The following is a 19,826-nucleotide window of genomic DNA, read 5'->3' as shown; positions in this document are numbered from 1 at the left end:
GATGACTTTATGACCATCCACGTAGGATAAGCCAACAGCTAAAGGGGGATCATGGAGCCCGTCCTAGGCCGGCCATTTTCCTACGCGCTCAGGCGCGTTTTACCCCGTGCAAAAGAGACCTGATGAAGTAAAAAGCCAGAAAGAGAACAAAACCCAAGGACCTGACTGCCTCCTGCCCCCTCGGCAAGCTGTTTGATCATATCTTCGGTGCCGGGCACGCCGGCTACTTCCTTACATGACCCGCAACAAGTCGAACACCAGAGCACCGCCGGACTGCCTGATTTGAGTAGCTGCAGGCTTTGCTGTTAAATAGGCAGTGTGTCGCTACCGCCTATTTTTCCGGGGGCAGCGCATAGGCTGATACCGGGTACGTGTCCAACGCCTCTTATTGTTCTGAAGCGAACCGTGCTCCATCAGCTCTTCCTTGTGATCCGTCTTAACGCGAGTTAATTAAAATGTTGAAAATCGTCCACCTGCTAACGGGCGCAGCCGCCCTGCTGCTGTCCTTCATCCCCAGCCTGCGAGCTGAAGCGGTCCCTTACCTGCAACAACCCGATGCGCTGTACCTGGCGTTTTTCGGCCTGCTGAACCTCACCCTTGCTCCTGTTATCCCTTACTGGAACAAAGGCCCGCGCCACCAACTGCAAAACCTGGTCAGCGTGCTGCTGGTTCTGGCCGTCTTCCTGCAAGTTCTGACGTTGCTCGCGCCGATGCCTGTCATCGCCGGTCAACCTGCCGTTCTATTCAGCCTGTTAGCTGCCCTGTCCGCCGTTTTGCTGCACCTGGGCGTCAGCTTCTACAAATCTTCACCAGCCGCCGCCTCGCCAAGCTATGACATGAGCAACCGCGATACCGGCACCGTCAAGTGGTTCAACACATCCAAAGGCTTCGGCTTTATTTCCCGCGATTCCGGCGATGATATTTTCGTGCATTTCCGGGCAATTCGTGGCGAAGGTCACCGCGTTCTGGTCGAAGGCCAGCGTGTGGAGTTCTCTGTCATGAATCGTGACAAAGGCCTGCAAGCCGAAGATGTGATCGCCGCCCTGCCGCGTCGCTGATTCAAGGCTAAAAAAAACCGCGAACAGCCAGGCTGTTCGCGGTTTTTTATTGCCTACTTCTTTATCATAAAAAGTCAGTAATGCGGCGGTGGCGCTTCCTCTTCGAAGGATTCGAATTGGCCGGCCATTTCCTCCTGCCGCTTGAGCAGTGCAGCCATTTGCAGCTGCAGGCGTTCAACTGCACGCTGCTGCGTCGCCAGCACATCACTCAACGACTGAAGGGCGTCATCCTGAAACGCCAACTGGCTCTCCAGATCGGTAACGCGTTCTTCCAGGCTCATGATTCAACCCTCCAGAAACGTAAAGTCTTCGGCCAATACCAAACGCAGGCGTTCGCGAATCGCTGCGATCTGCTCCGCAGTGTAAGGCGTGGCCGCAAGCTTGCCCCAGACCGGAGCAGGCCAGGCGGCGTCATCACGCTTGCGCACAATCACATGCATGTGTAGCTGACTGACAACGTTACCCAAGGCCGCGACATTCAACTTGTCGGCGTCGAACGAATCCTTCAGCGTTTCTGCCAACGCAGTCGTCTCCTGCCACAGCTGTTGCTGCTCGGCGACACTCAACTGAAATATCTCGCTGATATCGTCACGACGAGGCACCAGGATGAACCAGGGGTAATTCGAATCGTTGGACAACAGCAACCGGCAGAGCGGGAAATCCCCGATCGGTAGCGTGTCTTGTTGAAGCCGTGGATCTAAAGCGAACACTGTGCGCACTCCCGCCTGGTTCTCATTTTTCAGCTTAGCGCCCCTTCCGAAGGACGGCGCACCAAGCGACAGGACGGCAGCATACCTGCGAACGGCGCTGGCTTCACGAACAGACACACGCCCCGACATGAAGCATTTTTACCAATACGCACCACTACAGAACCAGCTTTGAGGCCAAAAACACTGAAATGACTGATTAACAACGATCTGTTCGATTCGGACAAATGACAGCACTGTATGAATTCGGTACAGCGGTTAAAATTTTCTGCACCAAAATCGCACAGTTCGTCTACGCTGAGCGCGTCAGCATCCGCCATCTACTCACTTGCAGGGTGGACCGGTAACGTTTTACATTGTTACGCCGCCGACCCGTATGCTGAAACACGATGCAAACCTTTGCGTCAAGCCTCATAAAACATGCTTGAAACGCCCGGTTTTATGAGGTTTTTACAGCGAAAGGCAGGCCAGAAGAAAAAAAGCCAACAAACTGCCAATTTGTGCACGTTTGTTGCATTCACACCCACATCACCTTGAAACCTCTGCGGGACGTGGAAGGCTCAAGGCAAATAAAAACAGCGGCAGGGTTGCCCGATGGAGATTCAAACGTTTCACCAAGGACTCTTTTTACCGAAGTTCAAGCCCTGGAAAACAACGCTAAAGTTGTCGGTCCGCTTGCATTAATGCTGTAAATTTGCGACATCTACCGACTTGTTTGCGACAGGGTCGTAAAGAAGCCGAAAGGATGGATACGCAAGTATCGCCAATAGAGTCGGCGTGATATAAGTTTGCGCCGACACAAAAAGAAAGAGCCGCCCAGATAATAAATCAGGTGGACGGCAGTACTCTTCTAAAACCAAAGGAGCAAATCACGATGCGCGTGATGAAGTGGAGCACCATCGCACTGGCAGTTGCAGCAGCAGCCAGTACTCAGTTGGCTACGGCCGCACCTTTCGTAAGTGACCAGGCTGAAGCCAAAGGTTTTGTTGAAGACAGCTCGCTGAACTTGCTGGTTCGCAACTACTACTTCAACCGTGACAACAAAAATGGCGCCAACGACCAGAAAGACTGGACCCAGGGCATCTGGGGCAACTACAGCTCCGGTTACACCAAGGGCCTGATTGGCGTTGGCGTTGATACATTCGGTTACCTGGCAATCAAACTGGATGGTGGCGACGGCACCGGTGGCACCGGCAACATGAGCCGTAGCGATACCGCTAACGCTAATGGCAATCGCCATGTCAACGACAGCCAAGGCAAAGCCGGCGGCGCCGTTAAAGTTCGCGTATCGAAAACCGAGCTGAAAGCCGGTGACATGCAGCCAAGCACTGCTCCAGTGTTCGCTGTTGGCGGTTCCCGTATCCTTCCTCAAACTGCCAGCGGTTTCCAACTGCAGAGCAGCGAATTCAACAACATTGACATGGAAGGCGGTCACTTCTACTCGGCGACCAGCCAGGACAAAAACGCCCGTGACGGCGGCCTGTTTGCAACGTACGCTGGCGTAGAAGCCGACAACATCGACTACGCAGGCATCAAATGGGGCGCCACCGATGCACTGAGCCTTTCGTTCTACGGTGCCAAGCTCGATAACATCTGGAACCAGTACTACGCCAACGCGAACTACACCCTCGCACTGGGTGGCACTCAGTCGTTGAACTTCGACGGTAACATCTACAACACTCAGGACACCGGCGACGCTAACGCAGGCGAAATCAGCAACACCGCCTTCTCGCTGGCTGCTGCTTACTCGTTCCTGAATGCGCACACCCTGACCCTGGGCTTCCAGAAGGTTAACGGCGATACTCCGTTCGACTACATCGGCGTGGGCAAGAACAACCGCGGTGGCGACTCGATTTTCCTCGCCAACTCCATCCAGTACTCCGACTTCAACGGTCCTGGCGAGAAATCGGTACAAGCCCGTTACGACCTGAAAATGGCTGAATATGGTGTACCTGGCCTGAGCTTCATGACCCGTTACGTGGATGGTTGGAACATCGACGGCACCAAGACTCCAGCGGGCAGCGCTTACGCTGGTCTGTACGGCGAAGACGGCAAACACCACGAAATCAACTTTGAAGCCAAGTACGTGGTTCAATCCGGCCCAGCCAAAGATCTGTCCTTCCGCATCCGTCAAGCATGGCACTACGCCAATGCTGACGAAGGCGAAGGCGATATCAAAGAGTTCCGCCTGATCACCGACTACCCGCTCAACATTCTGTAATTGCAGAAAGTTAGCACCCGGTAATCAAAGAAAGGCCCATCTTCGGATGGGCCTTTTTTCGTTGGCTGGAAACAATGCGTTAAAACGATCAAATCCGTGAGAAACATGCCTGACCAAATAGTCAGACATGATCAAAAAACAATCACTGCACCGCAGATTCCTGAACCACACGAATCATCCGCTGTGGCAACGGAACATCAACACCGGCAGTTTTCAAACGATCGCGGGACTGTTCGTTAAACATGAACATCACATCCCAGTAGTCGGCTGTCTTTACCCAGACCCGAAGCGAAAGAGTGATCGAACTGTCACCCAGAGTAGAAACCACCGCCTGAGGTGCCGGATCTGTCAATACACGCGGATCTTTGGCCAGCTCCAGCAAAACTTCACGGGCCTTCTGCAAGTCCGCTTCGTAGTCCACACCCACGTCAAACACCACTTTGCGCGTTGGTTGACGATTGGTATTGGTGATGATGCCGTTCGACAAGTTGCCGTTAGGCACGATGATGGTTTTGTTATCGCCGGTACGCAGTACGGTGTGGAAGATCTGAATGCTGTCGACAGTACCGGCAACACCTTGGGCTTCGATCCAGTCACCGATCCGGAACGGGCGAAACAGCAGAATCAACACGCCGCCGGCGAAGTTTGCCAGGCTGCCCTGCAAGGCCAGACCAATGGCCAGCCCCGCCGCACCGATGGCCGCGACGAACGACGTGGTTTCCACACCGATCATCGACGCTACGCTGACGATCAGCAAAACCTTGAGAATGATATTAGCCAGGCTGCTGATGAACCCTTGCAGCGCAAGGTCGGCGTTACGCAGCGCCAACAGGCCGCCGAGCTTTTCCGTCACTTTATTGATCAGCCACCAGCCGACGGCCAGGGTGATCACTGCCAGCAGTACACGACTGCCGTATTCCATGATCATCGGGATCCAGGCCTGAGAGGCCTTGACCAGATTGTCCACTTCAGTATTCAAATCCATCTACTTTCTCCTGGGTTAAGCGCAATCCGGGTGGGAGCGAGACCGGCTTGCCGGCGAAGAGGGCATATCAGTCGACATCACTTTTGAATGACACACCGCTTTCGCGAGCAGGCTCGCTCCCACAGGGTTCCCGCATTGATAAGGTCAGTCGCGGAAGTTGTTGAACTGAAGCGGCATATCGAACGTCTTGGCGCGCAGGGCCGCAATGGCTTCCTGCAAATCGTCACGTTTCTTGCCGGTAATACGCACCTGTTCACCCTGAATGGCGGCCTGGACCTTGAGCTTGGCGTCTTTGACGTGAGCGACGATTTTCTTCGCCAGCTCTTTGTCGATGCCTTCCTTGAGGACCGCTTCCTGCTTCATCAGCTTGCCCGACGCGTAGGCATCCTTGACTTCAAGGCACTGCACGTCGATTTTGCGCTTGACCAGCGCCAGCTTGAGGATCTCGATCATCGCTTCGAGCTGGAAATCGGCTTCAGCGGTCAGGTTGACGGTCAGGTCCTTTTCCTTGAACTCGAACGTGCCCTTGCCCTTCAGGTCATAACGACGATCGAGTTCCTTGACGGCGTTTTCGACCGCGTTGGTGACTTCGTGTTTGTCCAGTTCGGATACCACGTCGAACGACGGCATGTAATCTCTCCAATAAAAAGGCGCACTCGATTGCGATGGCGCGCGCTTGGCTTGCGGTTAAAATCGGGCTCATTATAACGGGTCTTTTCCAACCCATACTGCGAGCCTCACATGCCTGCCTCAAACCGAGTAAAAATCTGATGTCGACCCCTTGGCATGTATTGGGTGCCGGCAGCCTCGGCACGTTGTGGGCCACGCGCCTGGCTCGGGCCGGATTGCCGGTCAGGCTGATCGTTCGGGATGCGCAGCGCTTGCAGGCGTATCAAGCTGCGGGCGGTTTAACGCTGGTCGAGCACGGCGAAGCCAACAGCTATGACATCCCCGGCGAAACACCCGACAACCGCGAACCGATCAGACGCCTGCTGGTGGCCTGCAAGGCCTACGACGCCGAGAAAGCCGTCGCGCAACTGGCGCCACGCCTGACGCCCGACGCCGAATTGATCCTGTTGCAGAACGGCCTCGGCAGTCAGGACGCTGTCGCAGCGCAGGTGCCACAAGCCCGTTGCGTGAGTGCATCGAGTACTGAAGGTGCGTTTCGCGATGGCGACTGGCGTGTGGTATTCGCGGGTCACGGTTACACCTGGCTGGGTGATGCCGGCCATCCAGTTGCGCCGATCTGGCTGGATGACCTGACGGCCGCCGGGATTCCCCATGAATGGAGCACCGACATCCTCACACGGCTGTGGCGCAAGCTGGCGCTCAACTGTGCAATCAATCCGTTGACCGTCCTTCACAATTGCCGCAATGGCGGATTGCAGGAGCACCAGTGCGAAGTCGCTACCCTTTGCGGTGAATTGACCGAGTTGCTGGAGCGTTGTGGCCAGCCCGCGGCGGCAGAAAACCTGCAACAGGAAGTCGAACGCGTGATCCATGCCACAGCAGCCAATTACTCCTCGATGTACCAGGATGTAGCGAATATGCGCCGCACCGAAATCACCTACTTGCTGGGTTACGTCTGCAAAGTAGCCTCGCGTCACCAACTCAACCTGCCCCACCTCCATCAATTACAGCAACGGCTGATCGGCCATCTGCACAGCCTTGGATTGCCCAGCGACTGAGCAGCGGCTACGCTGGCCACTTGTTCCTTTTCAGCGACGAACCTGATGCCACTGCGCCAGCGCCTCGAAAACCTCCCCGTCGGCCAAAAGTTACTGGCTGCCCTGCTGGTGCTGTTGATCACCATACTGCTGGTCGCCAACCTGACGTTCATTAGCGCGGCGTATTACATCTCCCAGGAAAGCATGGCGCCCCAAGCCTTACAGACCATTGGCCGACTGGTGTCCAACCCCAGCATGGTGGCTGATGCCTTAAAGTCGCCACAAAACGCCGAACGCCTGCTCAACGAACTCGACAGTTACTCACCCCTGCGTGCGGCAGCCCTTTATGACGGCAAGGGCGAACGGCTGGCGCAGTTGCAGCATGGCGACAAACTGAGTCTGCCGGGGCGCTATCAGCACATTGAAGCCTGGCAAGCGACCGAGTTTCGCAGTAATCAACTGATCACCCTGCCCCGTCCCGGCACCGAGCCCGGCCATTTACTGTTGGTGGCCAGCAGCGAATTGCCAATGGCGTTCTACACCGGCACGCTGACCGCCAGCCTGGGCATTCTGATCTTCAGCGTGCTGTTGTGGCTGGTGATCGCCCGGCAAATCAAACGCCTGATCACACGGCCTATCCATGAGCTCGAAGAACTGTCCCGGCAAGTGACCCGCGAAGAGAACTACGCGCTGCGTGCCTCCCGTGGCAACCACGACGAAATCGGCAGCCTCGCCGAAGCGTTCAACACCATGCTCTCGCGGATCGAAGCCCGGGAGCAGCAACTCAAGCGTGCCCGCGACGACTCCCAGGCCGCTTATGATCAGGCCCAGGGCCTGGCCGAAGAAACGCGCCATACCAATCGCAAGCTGGAACTCGAAGTCCAGGTGCGCAGCAAGATTGAGAAAAAACTCACCGGCTTCCAGAACTACCTCAACAGCATTATCGACTCCATGCCATCGGCGCTGATCGCCCTCGACGAACAGCTTTACGTGACCCAGTGGAATCAAGAGGCCAGCGCCCTGTCCGGCACGCGCCTGGACGAAGCCTTGAACCAGCCGATCTTCCTCGCCTTCGAACCGCTGAAGCCGTTTCTGCCGCAGCTCAAGCAAACCGTCGAGCAGCACACCGTGGCCAAGATCGAGCGGGTAACGTGGTTCAAGGATGATGAGCCCAAACATTACGCCCTGACTTTTTACCCGCTGATGGGCGGCGCCGGGCGCGGCGTGGTGATCCGGATCGATGACATTACCCAGCGTCTGTCCCTGGAAGAAATGATGGTGCAGTCGGAAAAAATGCTCTCGGTCGGAGGCCTTGCCGCCGGCATGGCCCACGAAATCAATAACCCTTTGGGCGCGATCCTGCATAACGTGCAGAACATTCGCCGACGCCTGTCTCCTGATCTGCCGAAGAACATGGAGCAGGCCGAGCAGATCGGTGTCGAACTGGACACGGTCAACCGCTACCTGCAAGTGCGTGAAGTGCCGCAATTGCTGGATGGCATTCAGCAGGCTGGCGCTCGCGCGGCGAAGATTGTCACGCACATGCTCAGCTTCAGCCGCCGCAGCACCCGGCAAATGGCCCCCTGCGACCTGCCCGCGCTGATCGATCAAGCGGTGGAAATCGCCGGTAATGACTTCGACCTGGCGATCGGTTTTGACTTCAAGGGCCAGGCGATCATTCGCCATTTCGATCCGGCTCTGGGCCCGGTGCCCGGCACAGCCAACGAACTGGAACAAGTGCTGCTCAACCTGTTGAAAAACGCGGCCCAGGCCATTCACCAGCGTGAAGATGACAGCGAACCGGGGCGGATCATTCTGCGTACTCGACTGAATCCGCCATGGGCGGAAATCCAGGTCGAAGACAATGGCATCGGCATGAGCGAAAGCGTGCGCAAGCGCACGTTCGAACCGTTCTTCACCACCAAGGAAATCGGCCAGGGCACTGGCTTGGGCCTATCAGTCTCCTATTTCATCATCACCAACAATCACAAGGGGCAGATGGAAGTGCAATCGACGCCGGGCCAAGGCACCTGCTTCACCTTGCGCCTGCCCTTGTCGGGCACGACGGTCTCCTCTCAAGAACTCAATCAGCTATCGAGGTAACCCATGGGCTTTCGCTTGTCGAAGATTTACACCCGCACTGGCGACAAAGGCGAAACCGGGCTCGGAGATGGCCGCCGAGTGCCCAAGGACCACCCGCGAATCGAGGCCATTGGCGAAGTCGATTCGCTGAACAGTCAAATCGGCGTGCTGCTGGCCGGCTTGGCCGCAGAAAGCGTCACGTATCCGGGGTTGAACGAGGTGATCGAGGTTTTGGCGCCTTGTCAGCACCGGTTGTTCGACCTGGGTGGCGAGCTGGCGATGCCGGTGTACCAAGCGCTGGACGCGGCGGAAATCGAACGCCTGGAAGCGGCGATTGATCGGTGGAATGAAGAGTTGGGGCCGCTGGAGAATTTCATTTTGCCGGGCGGTTCAGCGCTGATCGCTCAGGCGCATGTGTGCAGAAGCCTGGCGCGCAGTGCAGAGCGGCGGTGCCAGCAGTTGAATGCGATCGAACCACTCGCCGGGGTTGGGTTGGCGTATATCAATCGGTTGTCGGATGTGTTGTTTGTGGTGGCGCGGTTGATTGCCAAGCGGCAGGGGGTTTCCGAGATTCTTTGGCAGGCGGCTGCTAAACCTCAGGTTTAGTCGGCGTATTCAAAGACGCCATCGCGAGCAGGCTCGCTCCCACAGTGGATCGCATTTCTTCAGGAAGAACTCGGTCAACTGTGGGAGTGAGCCTGCTCGCGATGGCGGCAGTTGCATCATCGCAAAATCAAGCCTCAGGCCAGAACGCCCGAATCCCCGCCACACCCTGCGCCCCAGCTTCCCAGGCCTTCTGCCGCTCTGCCGGACCAACACCGCCCAACAGGAACACCGGCTTGCTGAACCCCTCGATCAACACCGAAGCCTGCTCCCAACCCAACGGCTGCGCTTCTGGATGCGTCTGGGTCTTTTGCACCGGCGACAGGGTCACAAAGTCCACGCCCATCTGCTCGGCCAATGCCAGTTCTTCCGCGTTATGGCACGACGCTGCCAACCAGCGCGATGCTGGCAGTGGACGCCCCGCCGCCGCGTATTTACGCAACTGCGCCGAAGTGATGTGCCAACCCGCGGACGGAAAATCACCGAGCCATTCGAACGGCCCCTTGATCATCAGCTGCGCCTTGCCAGCACACAGCCCCGCCGCGTCCACCGCCAGATCGCGGTATTTGGGATCGTAGCCGTTGGGCGCTCGTAGCTGGATCAGTTTGATCCCCCCCGCGATGGCCTTCTGAATGCCGCGCAGCAAGGCCGGGGTTTCCAGGTCTTGCGGGGTAATCAAGTATTCGGCCGGCAAGCGTGCGGCAGCGACGATTGGCTGGTTGGCCGCCGGGAACTCGTAGTTCAACAGATCGCGCGGTGACACCCATTCCAACGGCTGGCCTTCAGCGCCGTGAGGTTCGCCGGTGAAGGCCGAGACTTCCCAGACATCCAGCAACACGTGCTTGTCCGGGTAGTCGTGATGAACCTTGATCAGCGGTCGCGCTGCGTTGACCACAATGCCCAGCTCTTCCTGAAGTTCACGGGCCAGCGCGATTTCGACCGACTCGTCGCCCTCAACCTTGCCCCCGGGAAACTCCCACAAGCCACCCTGATGCTGAGTGTCAGCACGGCGTGCAATGAGGATCTTGCCGCTGTGATCACGGATGACGGCGGCGGCTACATGGACTCGTTTCACTGCCCAACCTCCTCCAGACCTGCTTTCTGCCAGGCCTTGAAAGCCGGCCATTGGTAAATCGTTTCGACGTAGGCCTCGTCCGCTGCCGGCAATTTCACCTGATAGGTGCGCAGGCGTACGGCAATCGGGGCGAAGAAAGCATCGGCCAGGGTCGCGCCACCGAACAGGAAAGGACCGGTGTCGGTCGCCGCCTCGCGGCATTCAGCCCACAACGCCAGCATGCGCTGGATGTCGGCCTGAACATCATCAGGCGCCTGCGACAGCGGTGCATCGCGGCTCAGGTCGAACGGCATGTTGCCACGCATGGCAAAAAAACCGGCGTGCATCTGCGCACAGGCCGAACGCGCCTGCGCACGGGCGGCGGTGTCTTTTGGCCAGAGACCCGCCTCGGGAAATTGCTCGGCCAGATACTCGGCAATCGCCAGGGAATCGGCAATGGTGCCGTGTTCGGTTTTCAGCAGCGGGACTTTACCGGTCGGCGAATGCTTGAGCAGGCGCTCACGGGTGTCCGGTTGCCCCAGCTTGATCAGTTCTTCGGTGTAGGCAGCGCCGGTCAAGTCGAGGGCCAGTGCGCCGCGCAGGGACCAGGAGGAATGCAGTTTGTCGCCGATGATCAGGTGGAGGCTCATGTTCGGGACCTTTTTGATGGGGTACAGGCCAGTCTTGTGGTGACTGAAAGACCGTCATCGCGAGCAGGCTCGCTCCCACATTGTTTCCTGCTGTACACAAAATCTGTGTTCAATGGAAATCTACTGTGGGAGCGAGCCTGCTCGCGATTGGGGCGACTCGGTCTTAAGTACGGTACTCGGCGTTGATCTTCACGTATTCGTGGGACAAGTCGGTGGTCCAGATGGTTTCGCTGCAATCGCCGCGGCCCAACTCGATACGGATGGTGATCTCTTCCTGCTGCATCACCGCAGCGCCCTGGGCTTCGGTGTAAGTCGCGGCGCGCGCGCCTTGGCTGGCAATGCACACCTCGCCGAGGAACACGTCGATCTTGCTCACGTCCAGGTTCGGTACGCCGGCACGACCGACGGCAGCCAGAATACGGCCCCAGTTCGGATCGGAGGCGAACAAGGCCGTCTTGATCAGCGGCGAGTGCGCCACGGTGTAACCGACGTCCAGGCATTCCTGGTGATTGCCGCCGCCGTTGACTTCAACGGTGACGAACTTGGTGGCGCCTTCACCGTCGCGAACGATGGCCTGAGCCACGTCCATGCACACCTCGAACACCGCTTGCTTGAGCTTGGCGAACAATTCGCCTTCGGTGCGGGTGATCTCCGGCAAGGCAGCCTGACCGGTGGCGATCAGCATGCAGCAATCGTTGGTCGAGGTGTCGCCGTCGATGGTGATGCGGTTGAACGACTTGTTGGCACCGTCCAGCAGCAGGTTTTGCAGCACGTCACGGGAGACTTTGGCGTCGGTGGCGATGTAGCCTAGCATGGTCGCCATGTTCGGACGGATCATGCCCGCGCCTTTGCTGATGCCGGTGACGGTGATGGTTACACCGTCATGCTGGAACTGGCGGCTGGCACCCTTTGGCAGGGTGTCGGTGGTCATGATGCCGGTGGCGGCAGCTTCCCAGTTGTGGATCGACAGGTCGTCGAGGGCCGCTTGCAGCGCGCCTTCGATTTTCTCGACCGGCAGCGGTTCACCGATCACACCCGTGGAGTACGGCAGCACCAGGCTGGCATCAACGCCCGTCAACTCAGCCAGTTTGGCGCACGTACGCTCGGCAGCGGCCAGGCCGGGTTCGCCGGTGCCGGCGTTGGCATTGCCAGTGTTGGTCAACAGGTAACGCACCGGGCCTTGCACACGTTGCTTGGCGAGGATCACGGGCGCGGCGCAAAAGGCGTTGAGCGTGAAGACGCCAGCGACGGTGGAACCTTCGGCACAGCGCATGACCACAACATCCTTGCGCCCCGGGCGCTTGATGCCAGCCGAGGCGATACCGAGTTCAAAACCGGCAACCGGGTGCAACGTTGGCAAAGGACCAAGACCAACAGCCATGAATGCGCTCCTTAAAAAAATGTAGTCATCACCGTCATACGATGGACGGTGGTATTAAATGGCAAAACGCCGCGACGGCTGATGCCGGTCGCGGCGCGGGTATTTCAGCGTTTGAAACGGGTTTTACTGGATCTGCCCGTGGCAATGCTTGAATTTCTTGCCCGAACCGCAATAGCACAGCTCGTTACGGCCCAGCTTCTGCTCGTTGCGAACCGGTGCTACGGCGAGGGCGACATCAATTTCCTCGCCCAACGGTTCCACTTGCTCAAGACCCGGTGCTTCTTCGTGGTGGAACTGCATGCGTGCAGCCAGCGCTTCGGCTTCCTGACGCAGGCGTTGTTCTTCTTCGATCGGGTCTTCGCGGCGAACCTGAACGTGGGACAGCACACGGATCGAGTCGCGCTTGATCGAATCCAGCAGCTCGGAGAACAGCGTGAACGACTCGCGCTTGTATTCCTGCTTCGGGTTCTTCTGGGCATAGCCACGCAAGTGAATGCCGTGACGCAGGTGGTCCATGGTCGACAGGTGGTCTTTCCACAGGTCATCCAGAACGCGCAGTACGATTTGCTTCTCGAAGCTACGTAGCGCTTCGGCGCCCGCCTGGTCTTCTTTCTCGTTGTACGCCGCGATCAGCTCTTGCATCAGCTTCTCGCGCAGGGTCTCTTCGTACAGGTGATCGTCTTCGTCGAGCCATTGCTGGATCGGCAGCGCCACACCGAAGTCGCTCTGCAACGCAGCTTCCAGACCGGCCACATCCCACTGCTCAGGCAGCGACTGTGGAGGAATGTGTGCGCTGACGGTGGCGTTGAGCACGTCCTGACGGAAATCGGCGATGGTTTCACCAATGTTGTCAGCGGCCAGCAACGTGTTACGCATGTGATAAATCACTTTACGCTGTTCGTTGTTGACGTCGTCGAACTCAAGCAGTTGCTTACGAATGTCGAAGTTACGGCCTTCAACCTTGCGCTGAGCCTTCTCAATGGCGTTGGTCACCATGCGATGCTCGATCGCCTCGCCTGGCTGCATGCCCAGGGCCTTCATGAAGTTCTTCACCCGATCAGAGGCGAAGATACGCATCAGGCTGTCTTCCAGCGACAGGTAGAAGCGGCTGGAACCGGCGTCACCCTGACGACCGGCACGACCACGCAGCTGGTTGTCGATACGGCGCGATTCATGACGCTCGGAAGCGATGACCTGCAAGCCGCCCGATTCGAGCACTTGCTGGTGACGCTTCTGCCAGTCAGCCTTGATGTAGGCAATTTGCTCTGGCGTTGGATCTTCCAGGGAAGCCACTTCCACTTCCCAGTTACCGCCCAACAGAATGTCGGTACCACGACCGGCCATGTTGGTGGCGATGGTCAGTGCGCCTGGGCGACCGGCCTGGGCAATGATCTCGGCTTCTTTTTCGTGGAACTTGGCGTTCAGAACCTTGTGTTCGATGCCTTCTTTCACGAGCAGGCTGGACATGTGTTCGGAGGTTTCGATGGTCGCGGTACCCACCAGCACCGGACGGCCCGCCGCCATGCTTTCCTTGATGTCGGCCACGATGGCCGCGTACTTCTCGTCGGCCGTCAGGAACACCAGGTCGTTGTAGTCTTTACGTGCCAGCGGCTTGTTCGGCGGAATGACCATGACCTGCAGGCCATAGATCTGATGGAACTCGAACGCCTCGGTGTCGGCCGTACCGGTCATGCCGGACAGCTTGTTGTACAGGCGGAAGTAGTTCTGGAACGTGGTCGATGCCAGGGTCTGGCTCTCGGCCTGAATGTTCAGGTTTTCCTTGGCTTCGATGGCCTGGTGCAGGCCTTCGGACAAACGACGGCCCGGCATGGTACGACCGGTGTGTTCGTCGACCAGGACAACCTGACCGTCCTGCACGATGTACTCGACGTTGCGGTGGAACAGTTTGTGCGCACGCAGGCCGGCATAAACGTGGGTCAGCAGACCCAGGTTGTGTGCCGAATACAGGCTTTCGCCTTCAGCCAGCAGGCCGATGCTGGTGAGCGTTTCTTCGACGTACTGGTGACCGGCTTCGTTGAGTTCGACCTGACGGGTCTTCTCATCGACGGTGTAGTGGCCAGCCTTGGTGACTTCGCCTTCAACTTCTTCGACGTGCAGTTCCAGCTGCGGGATCAGTTTGTTGATCTCGATGTACAGCTTGGAGCTGTCCTCGGCCTGACCGGAGATGATCAGCGGCGTACGGGCTTCGTCGATGAGGATGGAGTCGACTTCGTCGATCACGGCAAAATTGAGTTCACGCTGGAATTTTTCTTCCATGCTGAACGCCATGTTGTCGCGCAGGTAATCGAAACCGAATTCGTTGTTGGTGCCGTAAGTAATGTCGGCGGCGTAAGCCAGACGTTTCTCTTCCGGCGGCTGGAAAGGCGTGACTACGCCGACCGTCATGCCGAGGAATTCGTAGAGCGGACGCATCCAGTTGGCGTCACGGCGGGCCAGGTAGTCGTTCACCGTCACAACATGCACGCCCTTGCCGGACAGTGCGTTGAGGTAAACGCCCAGTGTTGCCACCAGGGTCTTGCCTTCACCGGTACGCATTTCCGCGATCATGCCTTCATGCAAGGTCATGCCGCCGATCAGCTGGACATCGAAGTGGCGCATACCCATGACGCGCTTGCCGGCTTCGCGGGCGACCGCAAAAGCTTCTGGCAGCAGCTTGTCGAGGGATTCCCCTTTGGCGATGCGGGCCTTGAACTCATCGGTCTTGGCACGCAATTGATCGTCCGAAAGGGCCACCATTTGCTCTTCGAAGGCATTGACGAGTTGCACCGTCTTGAGCATGCGTTTGACTTCACGCTCGTTCTTGCTTCCAAAAAGTTTCTTTAACAAAGGCGCAAACATATCGGCAGGATCTTCCACACTAAAGGGATGGAGGGCGGCCCCGTGAGTCGCCCGTGCAGCCCTCATGGCCGCATGCGAACGAGCATTCTACCCGGAAACGATGGTGAGGAAAGTGGCGTTGTTCCACGATGCATGCACTGCGCTGTAACGGGGCTCACTTAAAATAAGGGCTTTTTGCTGAACTTCAAGCCATTCACGGCAGAAGTTACTCGTTGATTTAATGGGTAAAGCGCGCGCAAAGCAATGGGTCAGGTACACGTGGTGCTTTCTGCTACCATGGCGGCTCTGTTACTTCAGGTGTCTGATCATGGCATTTCGCCCTCTTACGGCCAGAGCCCCCGCCGTTCTGCTTCGCGAAGCCAAGCCGCTGAAAGCTATTTTTGGCCATGCTCAACGCCTGGGTCATTTACAACGCCTGCTCGAAAGCCAATTGCAGCCCGCCGCTCGCGAACATTGCCATGTGGCGTCGTGGCGCGAAGGCAGTTTGTTGCTGATCGTCACCGACGGACATTGGGCGACCCGCCTGCGTTATCAGCAAAAGCGTCTGCAGCGTCAGCTACAGATGTTTGATGAGTTCGCCAGTTTGACGCGGATTTTGTTCAAGGTTCAGCCACCGACCGTTCAGCAAGGGGCGGCGGGGCATACCATCAGTTTGTCGACGGATGCGGGCGCGACCATTCAGGCGACGGCCGACGGGATCACCGATCCCAATCTGCGGGCCGCGCTGGAACGCCTGGCGGCGCATGCAAAACCCAAAACCTGAGATCACCGATTTCTGTAGGAGCATGGCTTGCCCGCGATGGGAGCGACGCAGTGCAACAGATACACCGCGTTATCGTTCATCGCGGGCAAACCATGCTCCTACAGGGTTCAGCGGCTTTTTTTGCCACCGAGCAGCGACCCCATCAACCCGCGTACCAATTGTCGGCCCAATTGATTGGCCGCCTGTCGCATGGCCGATTTTAATGCCTGACCGGCTGCCGTCCCGAGAAACTCCCCAGCCTGTTCGGTAAAACTTGGCTCTTCGGGTGCAGGTTTGACTGGCGCCGCATCCGGATCGGGTGCCAGCCCCTTGCGCCCCATCAGCACTTCATAAGCCGATTCTCGATCAATCGGTTTGTCATATCGCCCCTGCAACGGCGAACCGGCGATCAGTGCCGCACGTTCGGCTTCGCTCAACGGCCCGATCCGCGACTGCGGCGGTGCAATTAATACGCGCTGGACCATCTCGGGCGTGCCTTTATCGGCCAGCGTCCCGACCAGCGCCTCGCCGATCCCCAACTCGGTCAATACCGACAAGGCATCGAACGCCGGGTTCGGCCGGAATCCTTCGGCCACGGCGCGCAAGGATTTCTGTTCCTTGGCCGTGAACGCGCGCAAACCGTGCTGGATGCGTAACCCCAACTGAGCCAGCACGTCATCCGGCAAGTCACCCGGCGATTGGGTGACGAAATACACCCCGACGCCTTTCGAACGAATCAGCCGCACCACCTGCTCCAACCGCTCCTGCAACGCCTTGGGCGTACCGGCGAACAACAAGTGCGCTTCGTCGAAAAACAACGCCAGCAGCGGTTTGTCCGCATCACCGCGCTCCGGCAATTGCTCAAACAACTCAGCGAGCAGCCAGAGCAGGAAGGTCGCGTAGACCTTCGGCGCTTCGTGAACCAGACGACTGGCATCCAGCAAGTGAATGCGCCCGCGACCGTCGTCGGTCGGCTGCAAAATATCTTCGAGTTGCAGCGCCGGTTCGCCGAACAGCGCTTCGGCGCCTTGTTGTTCCAGAGTTGCCAGACGCCGCAACAGCGCCTGACTTGAGCCGGTAGTCATCAACGCGGCGTCATCCCCGAGCAATTCCGGGTTGTCACGCAGGTGATTGAGCAACGCCTTCAGATCCTTGAGATCCAGCAGCAATAGCCCTTCGCGATCCGCCACCTTGAACGCCGCGTACAGCGCCGACTGCTGGCTGTCGGTCAGCTCCAACAGACTGCCCAGCAGTAACGGGCCCATTTCACTCAAGGTAGTGCGCAATGGATGACCAGACTGGCCATGAATGTCCCACAGGGTCACCGGATACGCCTGAGGCTTGTGATTCAGCCACGGCATCCCGGCGATGCGCTCGGCGATCTTGCCTTGCGGGTTGCCGGCGGCACCGAGACCACACAGGTCGCCCTTGATATCGGCGGCAAACACCGCGACGCCCGCGTCGCTGAAAGCTTCGGCCATGCGCTGCAACGTGACGGTTTTACCCGTCCCGGTAGCGCCTGCGACCAGACCGTGACGGTTGGCCAGACGCATGGCCTGGGCGATGGACTGGCCGGCAAGGTCGGCGCCGAGAACGAGTTGCAATGAGTCAGGCATTTTGTCACCCATGGTTAATCTTTGATCCGGCGCGGCCGATACAAAAACCGAGACTGCATAGAAATCAGCGTCGGTAATTCCCTAAGGAAAGAACGGAAATATCAGCTTATTTACAACATTGCCCACTTAGCGTGTCTTTATAAAAGCACGCCCAGGACATTAAGACCTTAGCGGAACCCCAAGCCATGAACAAAAACCTGCGCTTCAGCCATAAGATTTTGCTTGCCGCCGCGCTCATTGTTATTGCCGCCTTCGCCTCGTTCACGCTGTACAACGACTATTTACAGCGTAACGCCATCCGCGAAGACCTCGACAATTACCTCAGTGAGATGGGTGACGTCACCGCCAACAACATCCAGACCTGGTTGAACGGCCGAATCCTGCTGATCGACAACCTCGCCCAAAACATCGCCATCAATCCTGAACCGTCCACGGTCGCCAGCCTGCTTGAGCAGAAAGCCCTGACGTCGACGTTCATGGCGTCCTACCTGGGCGATGCCACCGGCAGCTTCACTATTCGCCCGGACGCCAAGATGCCCGCTGGCTTCGACCCACGCGTTCGCCCTTGGTACAAAGGCGCGCAAAACAGCAGCACCGCGACCCTGACCGAACCGTACATCGACGCAGCCACCGGCCAGACCATCATTTCCATCGCCACTGCCTCGCGCAAAGCCGAACAAAGCGTCGGCGTGGTGGGCGGCGACTTGAGCCTGCAAACCCTGATCGACACCCTCAGCGCTCGCGATTTCAACGGCATGGGGTATGCCTTCCTGGTCAGCGCCGACGGAAAAATCCTGGTTCACCCGGATAAAACCCTGGTGATGAAATCCCTGAGCGAGGCCTACCCGAAAAATACCCCGCGCATCGGCGGCGCCTACAGTGAAGTGGAAGTCGACGGCAAGACCCGCATCGTCACCTTCACCGCGATCAAAGGCCTGCCGTCGGTCAACTGGTACATCGGTTTGTCGGTGGACAAGGACAAAGCCTTCTCGATGCTCAGCGAATTCCGCGCTTCGGCGGTCGTCGCGACGATCATTGCGGTGGCGATCATCATCGCGCTGTTGGGCATGCTGATACGCATCCTGATCCAGCCACTACACATCATGACCCGCGCCATGGCCGATATCGCCGACGGTGAAGGCGATCTGACCAAGCGCCTGACCATCCAGAACAACGATGAGTTCGGTATTCTCGGAACCGCGTTCAACCGTTTTGTGGAACGTATTCACACCTCGATTCGCGAAGTGTCCTCGGCCACCGGCCAAGTCAACGAAGTAGCGCTACGTGTCGTGGCCGCCTCGAACTCCTCAATGTTCAACTCCGACCAGCAGGCCTCGCGCACCAGCAGCGTCGCCGCAGCGATCAATCAACTGGGGGCCGCCGCCCAGGAAATCGCCCGTAACGCCGCGCAAGCGTCGAGCCAGGCCAGCGATGCCCGCAGCCTGGCCGAAGACGGCCAGCAAGTGGTGGACCGCAGCATTGCCGCGATGAATCAGCTGTCGAGCATGCTCAGCGCATCGAGCACCAACATCGAATCGTTGAACAGCAAAACCGTGAACATCGGCCAGATCCTCGAAGTGATCACCAGCATTTCCCAACAAACCAACCTGCTGGCGCTCAACGCGGCCATTGAAGCGGCCCGCGCCGGTGAAGCAGGTCGCGGTTTCGCGGTGGTGGCCGATGAAGTGCGCAACCTGGCGCATCGCACGCAGGAATCGGCGCAACAGGTGCAGACCATGATCGAGGAGCTGCAAGTCGGCGCCCGCGAATCCGTCAGCACCATGAGCGACAGCCAGCGCCACAGTCAGGACAGCGTGGAAATCGCCAACCTGGCCGGCGAGCGGTTGAACAGCGTGACCTTGCGCATCGGTGAAATCGACGGGATGAACCAGTCGGTAGCCACGGCGACCGAAGAGCAGACTGCAGTGGTGGAGTCGATCAATGTCGACATTACCGAGATCAATACGCTGAACCAGGAAGGCGTTGAAAACCTGCAATCGACCTTGCGCGCATGCTCAGATCTTGAGCAGCAGGCTTCGCGTCTGAAGCAGTTGGTAGGCAGTTTCCGAATCTAGCATCAGACAGGGCCCCATCGCGAGCAGGTCGAATCGTCGCACCGTCGTTCCCACAAGGTTTGCACTAACCCTGTGGGAGCGAGCCTGCTCGCGATAGCGGACTACCAAACGCCCAAAAACCCCGCT

The 19,826-nt window shown here is 58.1% G+C and carries 16 protein-coding genes; 7 read left to right on the top strand and 9 right to left on the bottom strand.

The window, feature by feature from the left end:
* Positions 1-455: 455 nt before the first annotated feature.
* Positions 456-1,058, top strand: a complete 603-nt coding sequence (locus tag KGB06_RS29965) for a cold-shock protein (protein WP_317849322.1) — start codon at positions 456-458, stop codon at positions 1,056-1,058.
* 74 nt (positions 1,059-1,132) lie between these two features.
* Here KGB06_RS29965 and KGB06_RS03300 read toward each other — a convergent pair whose 3' ends face one another.
* Positions 1,133-1,339: a SlyX family protein gene (locus tag KGB06_RS03300; RefSeq protein ID WP_223511838.1), complete on the bottom strand. Its 207-nt coding sequence runs from the start codon at positions 1,337-1,339 to the stop codon at positions 1,133-1,135.
* Between the two features lie 3 nt (positions 1,340-1,342).
* Positions 1,343-1,768 (bottom strand): HIT family protein, encoded by a 426-nt coding sequence (locus KGB06_RS03295; protein WP_223511837.1) that lies wholly within the window; start codon positions 1,766-1,768, stop codon positions 1,343-1,345.
* Positions 1,769-2,639: 871 nt separating this feature from the next.
* Here KGB06_RS03295 and KGB06_RS03290 point away from each other — a divergent pair.
* Complete coding sequence (locus KGB06_RS03290) at positions 2,640-3,986, top strand: OprD family porin (RefSeq protein WP_223511836.1); 1,347 nt, start codon at positions 2,640-2,642, stop codon at positions 3,984-3,986.
* A gap of 142 nt (positions 3,987-4,128) precedes the next feature.
* Here the strand turns inward: KGB06_RS03290 and KGB06_RS03285 are convergent, their stop codons facing one another.
* On the bottom strand, positions 4,129-4,971 hold the full coding sequence (locus tag KGB06_RS03285) for a mechanosensitive ion channel family protein (RefSeq protein ID WP_223511835.1): 843 nt from the start codon (positions 4,969-4,971) through the stop codon (positions 4,129-4,131).
* Between the two features lie 144 nt (positions 4,972-5,115).
* A complete protein-coding gene (locus KGB06_RS03280; protein ID WP_007906601.1) occupies positions 5,116-5,601 on the bottom strand; it encodes a YajQ family cyclic di-GMP-binding protein in 486 nt (161 codons plus the stop codon).
* 140 nt (positions 5,602-5,741) lie between these two features.
* On the opposite strand from KGB06_RS03280, the gene KGB06_RS03275 reads away from it, so the two are divergent.
* The 3 genes from KGB06_RS03275 to KGB06_RS03265 are packed head-to-tail and all read left to right on the top strand — an operon-like array spanning position 5,742 to position 9,326.
* Positions 5,742-6,659, top strand: coding sequence for a putative 2-dehydropantoate 2-reductase (locus tag KGB06_RS03275; protein ID WP_223511834.1), 918 nt, complete (start codon positions 5,742-5,744; stop codon positions 6,657-6,659).
* A gap of 45 nt (positions 6,660-6,704) precedes the next feature.
* A complete protein-coding gene (locus tag KGB06_RS03270; protein ID WP_223511832.1) occupies positions 6,705-8,741 on the top strand; it encodes an ATP-binding protein in 2,037 nt (678 codons plus the stop codon).
* Between the two features lie 3 nt (positions 8,742-8,744).
* Positions 8,745-9,326, top strand: a complete 582-nt coding sequence (locus KGB06_RS03265; protein ID WP_223511830.1) for a cob(I)yrinic acid a,c-diamide adenosyltransferase — start codon at positions 8,745-8,747, stop codon at positions 9,324-9,326.
* Positions 9,327-9,453: 127 nt separating this feature from the next.
* Here the strand turns inward: KGB06_RS03265 and KGB06_RS03260 are convergent, their stop codons facing one another.
* The 4 genes from KGB06_RS03260 to secA all read right to left on the bottom strand — a co-directional run bounded on the left by KGB06_RS03260 (position 9,454) and on the right by secA (position 15,267).
* The gene (locus tag KGB06_RS03260) at positions 9,454-10,398 is read right to left on the bottom strand and encodes a Nudix family hydrolase (protein ID WP_223511829.1); all 945 of its coding nucleotides are present in this window, start codon (positions 10,396-10,398) and stop codon (positions 9,454-9,456) included.
* Positions 10,395-11,027 carry a glutathione S-transferase family protein gene (locus KGB06_RS03255; protein ID WP_223511828.1) on the bottom strand — a complete coding sequence of 211 codons (633 nt, stop codon included), beginning with the start codon at positions 11,025-11,027 and terminating at the stop codon, positions 10,395-10,397. The genes KGB06_RS03260 and KGB06_RS03255 overlap by 4 nt, the downstream gene beginning before the upstream one ends.
* Before the next feature lie 163 nt (positions 11,028-11,190).
* On the bottom strand, positions 11,191-12,408 hold the full coding sequence (gene argJ / locus KGB06_RS03250; protein WP_223511827.1) for a bifunctional glutamate N-acetyltransferase/amino-acid acetyltransferase ArgJ: 1,218 nt from the start codon (positions 12,406-12,408) through the stop codon (positions 11,191-11,193).
* Between the two features lie 123 nt (positions 12,409-12,531).
* Complete coding sequence (gene secA / locus KGB06_RS03245) at positions 12,532-15,267, bottom strand: preprotein translocase subunit SecA (RefSeq protein ID WP_223511826.1); 2,736 nt, start codon at positions 15,265-15,267, stop codon at positions 12,532-12,534.
* 307 nt (positions 15,268-15,574) lie between these two features.
* Between secA and KGB06_RS03240 the strand changes: the two genes are divergently transcribed.
* Positions 15,575-16,030 carry a DUF721 domain-containing protein gene (locus tag KGB06_RS03240; protein ID WP_223511825.1) on the top strand — a complete coding sequence of 152 codons (456 nt, stop codon included), beginning with the start codon at positions 15,575-15,577 and terminating at the stop codon, positions 16,028-16,030.
* 107 nt (positions 16,031-16,137) lie between these two features.
* Here the strand turns inward: KGB06_RS03240 and KGB06_RS03235 are convergent, their stop codons facing one another.
* Entirely contained in the window at positions 16,138-17,625 is a 1,488-nt protein-coding gene (locus tag KGB06_RS03235; RefSeq protein ID WP_223511824.1) for a helicase HerA-like domain-containing protein, read from the bottom strand.
* A 185-nt stretch (positions 17,626-17,810) separates the two neighbouring features.
* On the opposite strand from KGB06_RS03235, the gene KGB06_RS03230 reads away from it, so the two are divergent.
* Complete coding sequence (locus tag KGB06_RS03230; RefSeq protein WP_223511823.1) at positions 17,811-19,700, top strand: methyl-accepting chemotaxis protein; 1,890 nt, start codon at positions 17,811-17,813, stop codon at positions 19,698-19,700.
* The last annotated feature ends 126 nt before the right edge of the window (positions 19,701-19,826 follow it).

Source organism: Pseudomonas sp. GL-B-19 (genome assembly GCF_019956415.1).
Lineage (GTDB): Bacteria > Pseudomonadota > Gammaproteobacteria > Pseudomonadales > Pseudomonadaceae > Aquipseudomonas.
Note: the sequence above shows the minus strand (reverse complement) of the source record. Positions and strands in the feature narration are given on the sequence as shown.

Coding starts and splice junctions, on each gene's coding strand:
- KGB06_RS29965 (WP_317849322.1), top strand. CDS start 456: ATGTTGAAAATCGTCCACCTGCTAACGGGCGCAGCCGCCCTGCTGCTG.
- KGB06_RS03300 (WP_223511838.1), bottom strand. CDS start 1,339: ATGAGCCTGGAAGAACGCGTTACCGATCTGGAGAGCCAGTTGGCGTTT.
- KGB06_RS03290 (WP_223511836.1), top strand. CDS start 2,640: ATGCGCGTGATGAAGTGGAGCACCATCGCACTGGCAGTTGCAGCAGCA.
- KGB06_RS03285 (WP_223511835.1), bottom strand. CDS start 4,971: ATGGATTTGAATACTGAAGTGGACAATCTGGTCAAGGCCTCTCAGGCC.
- KGB06_RS03280 (WP_007906601.1), bottom strand. CDS start 5,601: ATGCCGTCGTTCGACGTGGTATCCGAACTGGACAAACACGAAGTCACC.
- KGB06_RS03275 (WP_223511834.1), top strand. CDS start 5,742: ATGTCGACCCCTTGGCATGTATTGGGTGCCGGCAGCCTCGGCACGTTG.
- KGB06_RS03270 (WP_223511832.1), top strand. CDS start 6,705: ATGCCACTGCGCCAGCGCCTCGAAAACCTCCCCGTCGGCCAAAAGTTA.
- KGB06_RS03265 (WP_223511830.1), top strand. CDS start 8,745: ATGGGCTTTCGCTTGTCGAAGATTTACACCCGCACTGGCGACAAAGGC.
- KGB06_RS03255 (WP_223511828.1), bottom strand. CDS start 11,027: ATGAGCCTCCACCTGATCATCGGCGACAAACTGCATTCCTCCTGGTCC.
- argJ (WP_223511827.1), bottom strand. CDS start 12,408: ATGGCTGTTGGTCTTGGTCCTTTGCCAACGTTGCACCCGGTTGCCGGT.
- secA (WP_223511826.1), bottom strand. CDS start 15,267: ATGTTTGCGCCTTTGTTAAAGAAACTTTTTGGAAGCAAGAACGAGCGT.
- KGB06_RS03240 (WP_223511825.1), top strand. CDS start 15,575: ATGGCATTTCGCCCTCTTACGGCCAGAGCCCCCGCCGTTCTGCTTCGC.
- KGB06_RS03235 (WP_223511824.1), bottom strand. CDS start 17,625: ATGCCTGACTCATTGCAACTCGTTCTCGGCGCCGACCTTGCCGGCCAG.
- KGB06_RS03230 (WP_223511823.1), top strand. CDS start 17,811: ATGAACAAAAACCTGCGCTTCAGCCATAAGATTTTGCTTGCCGCCGCG.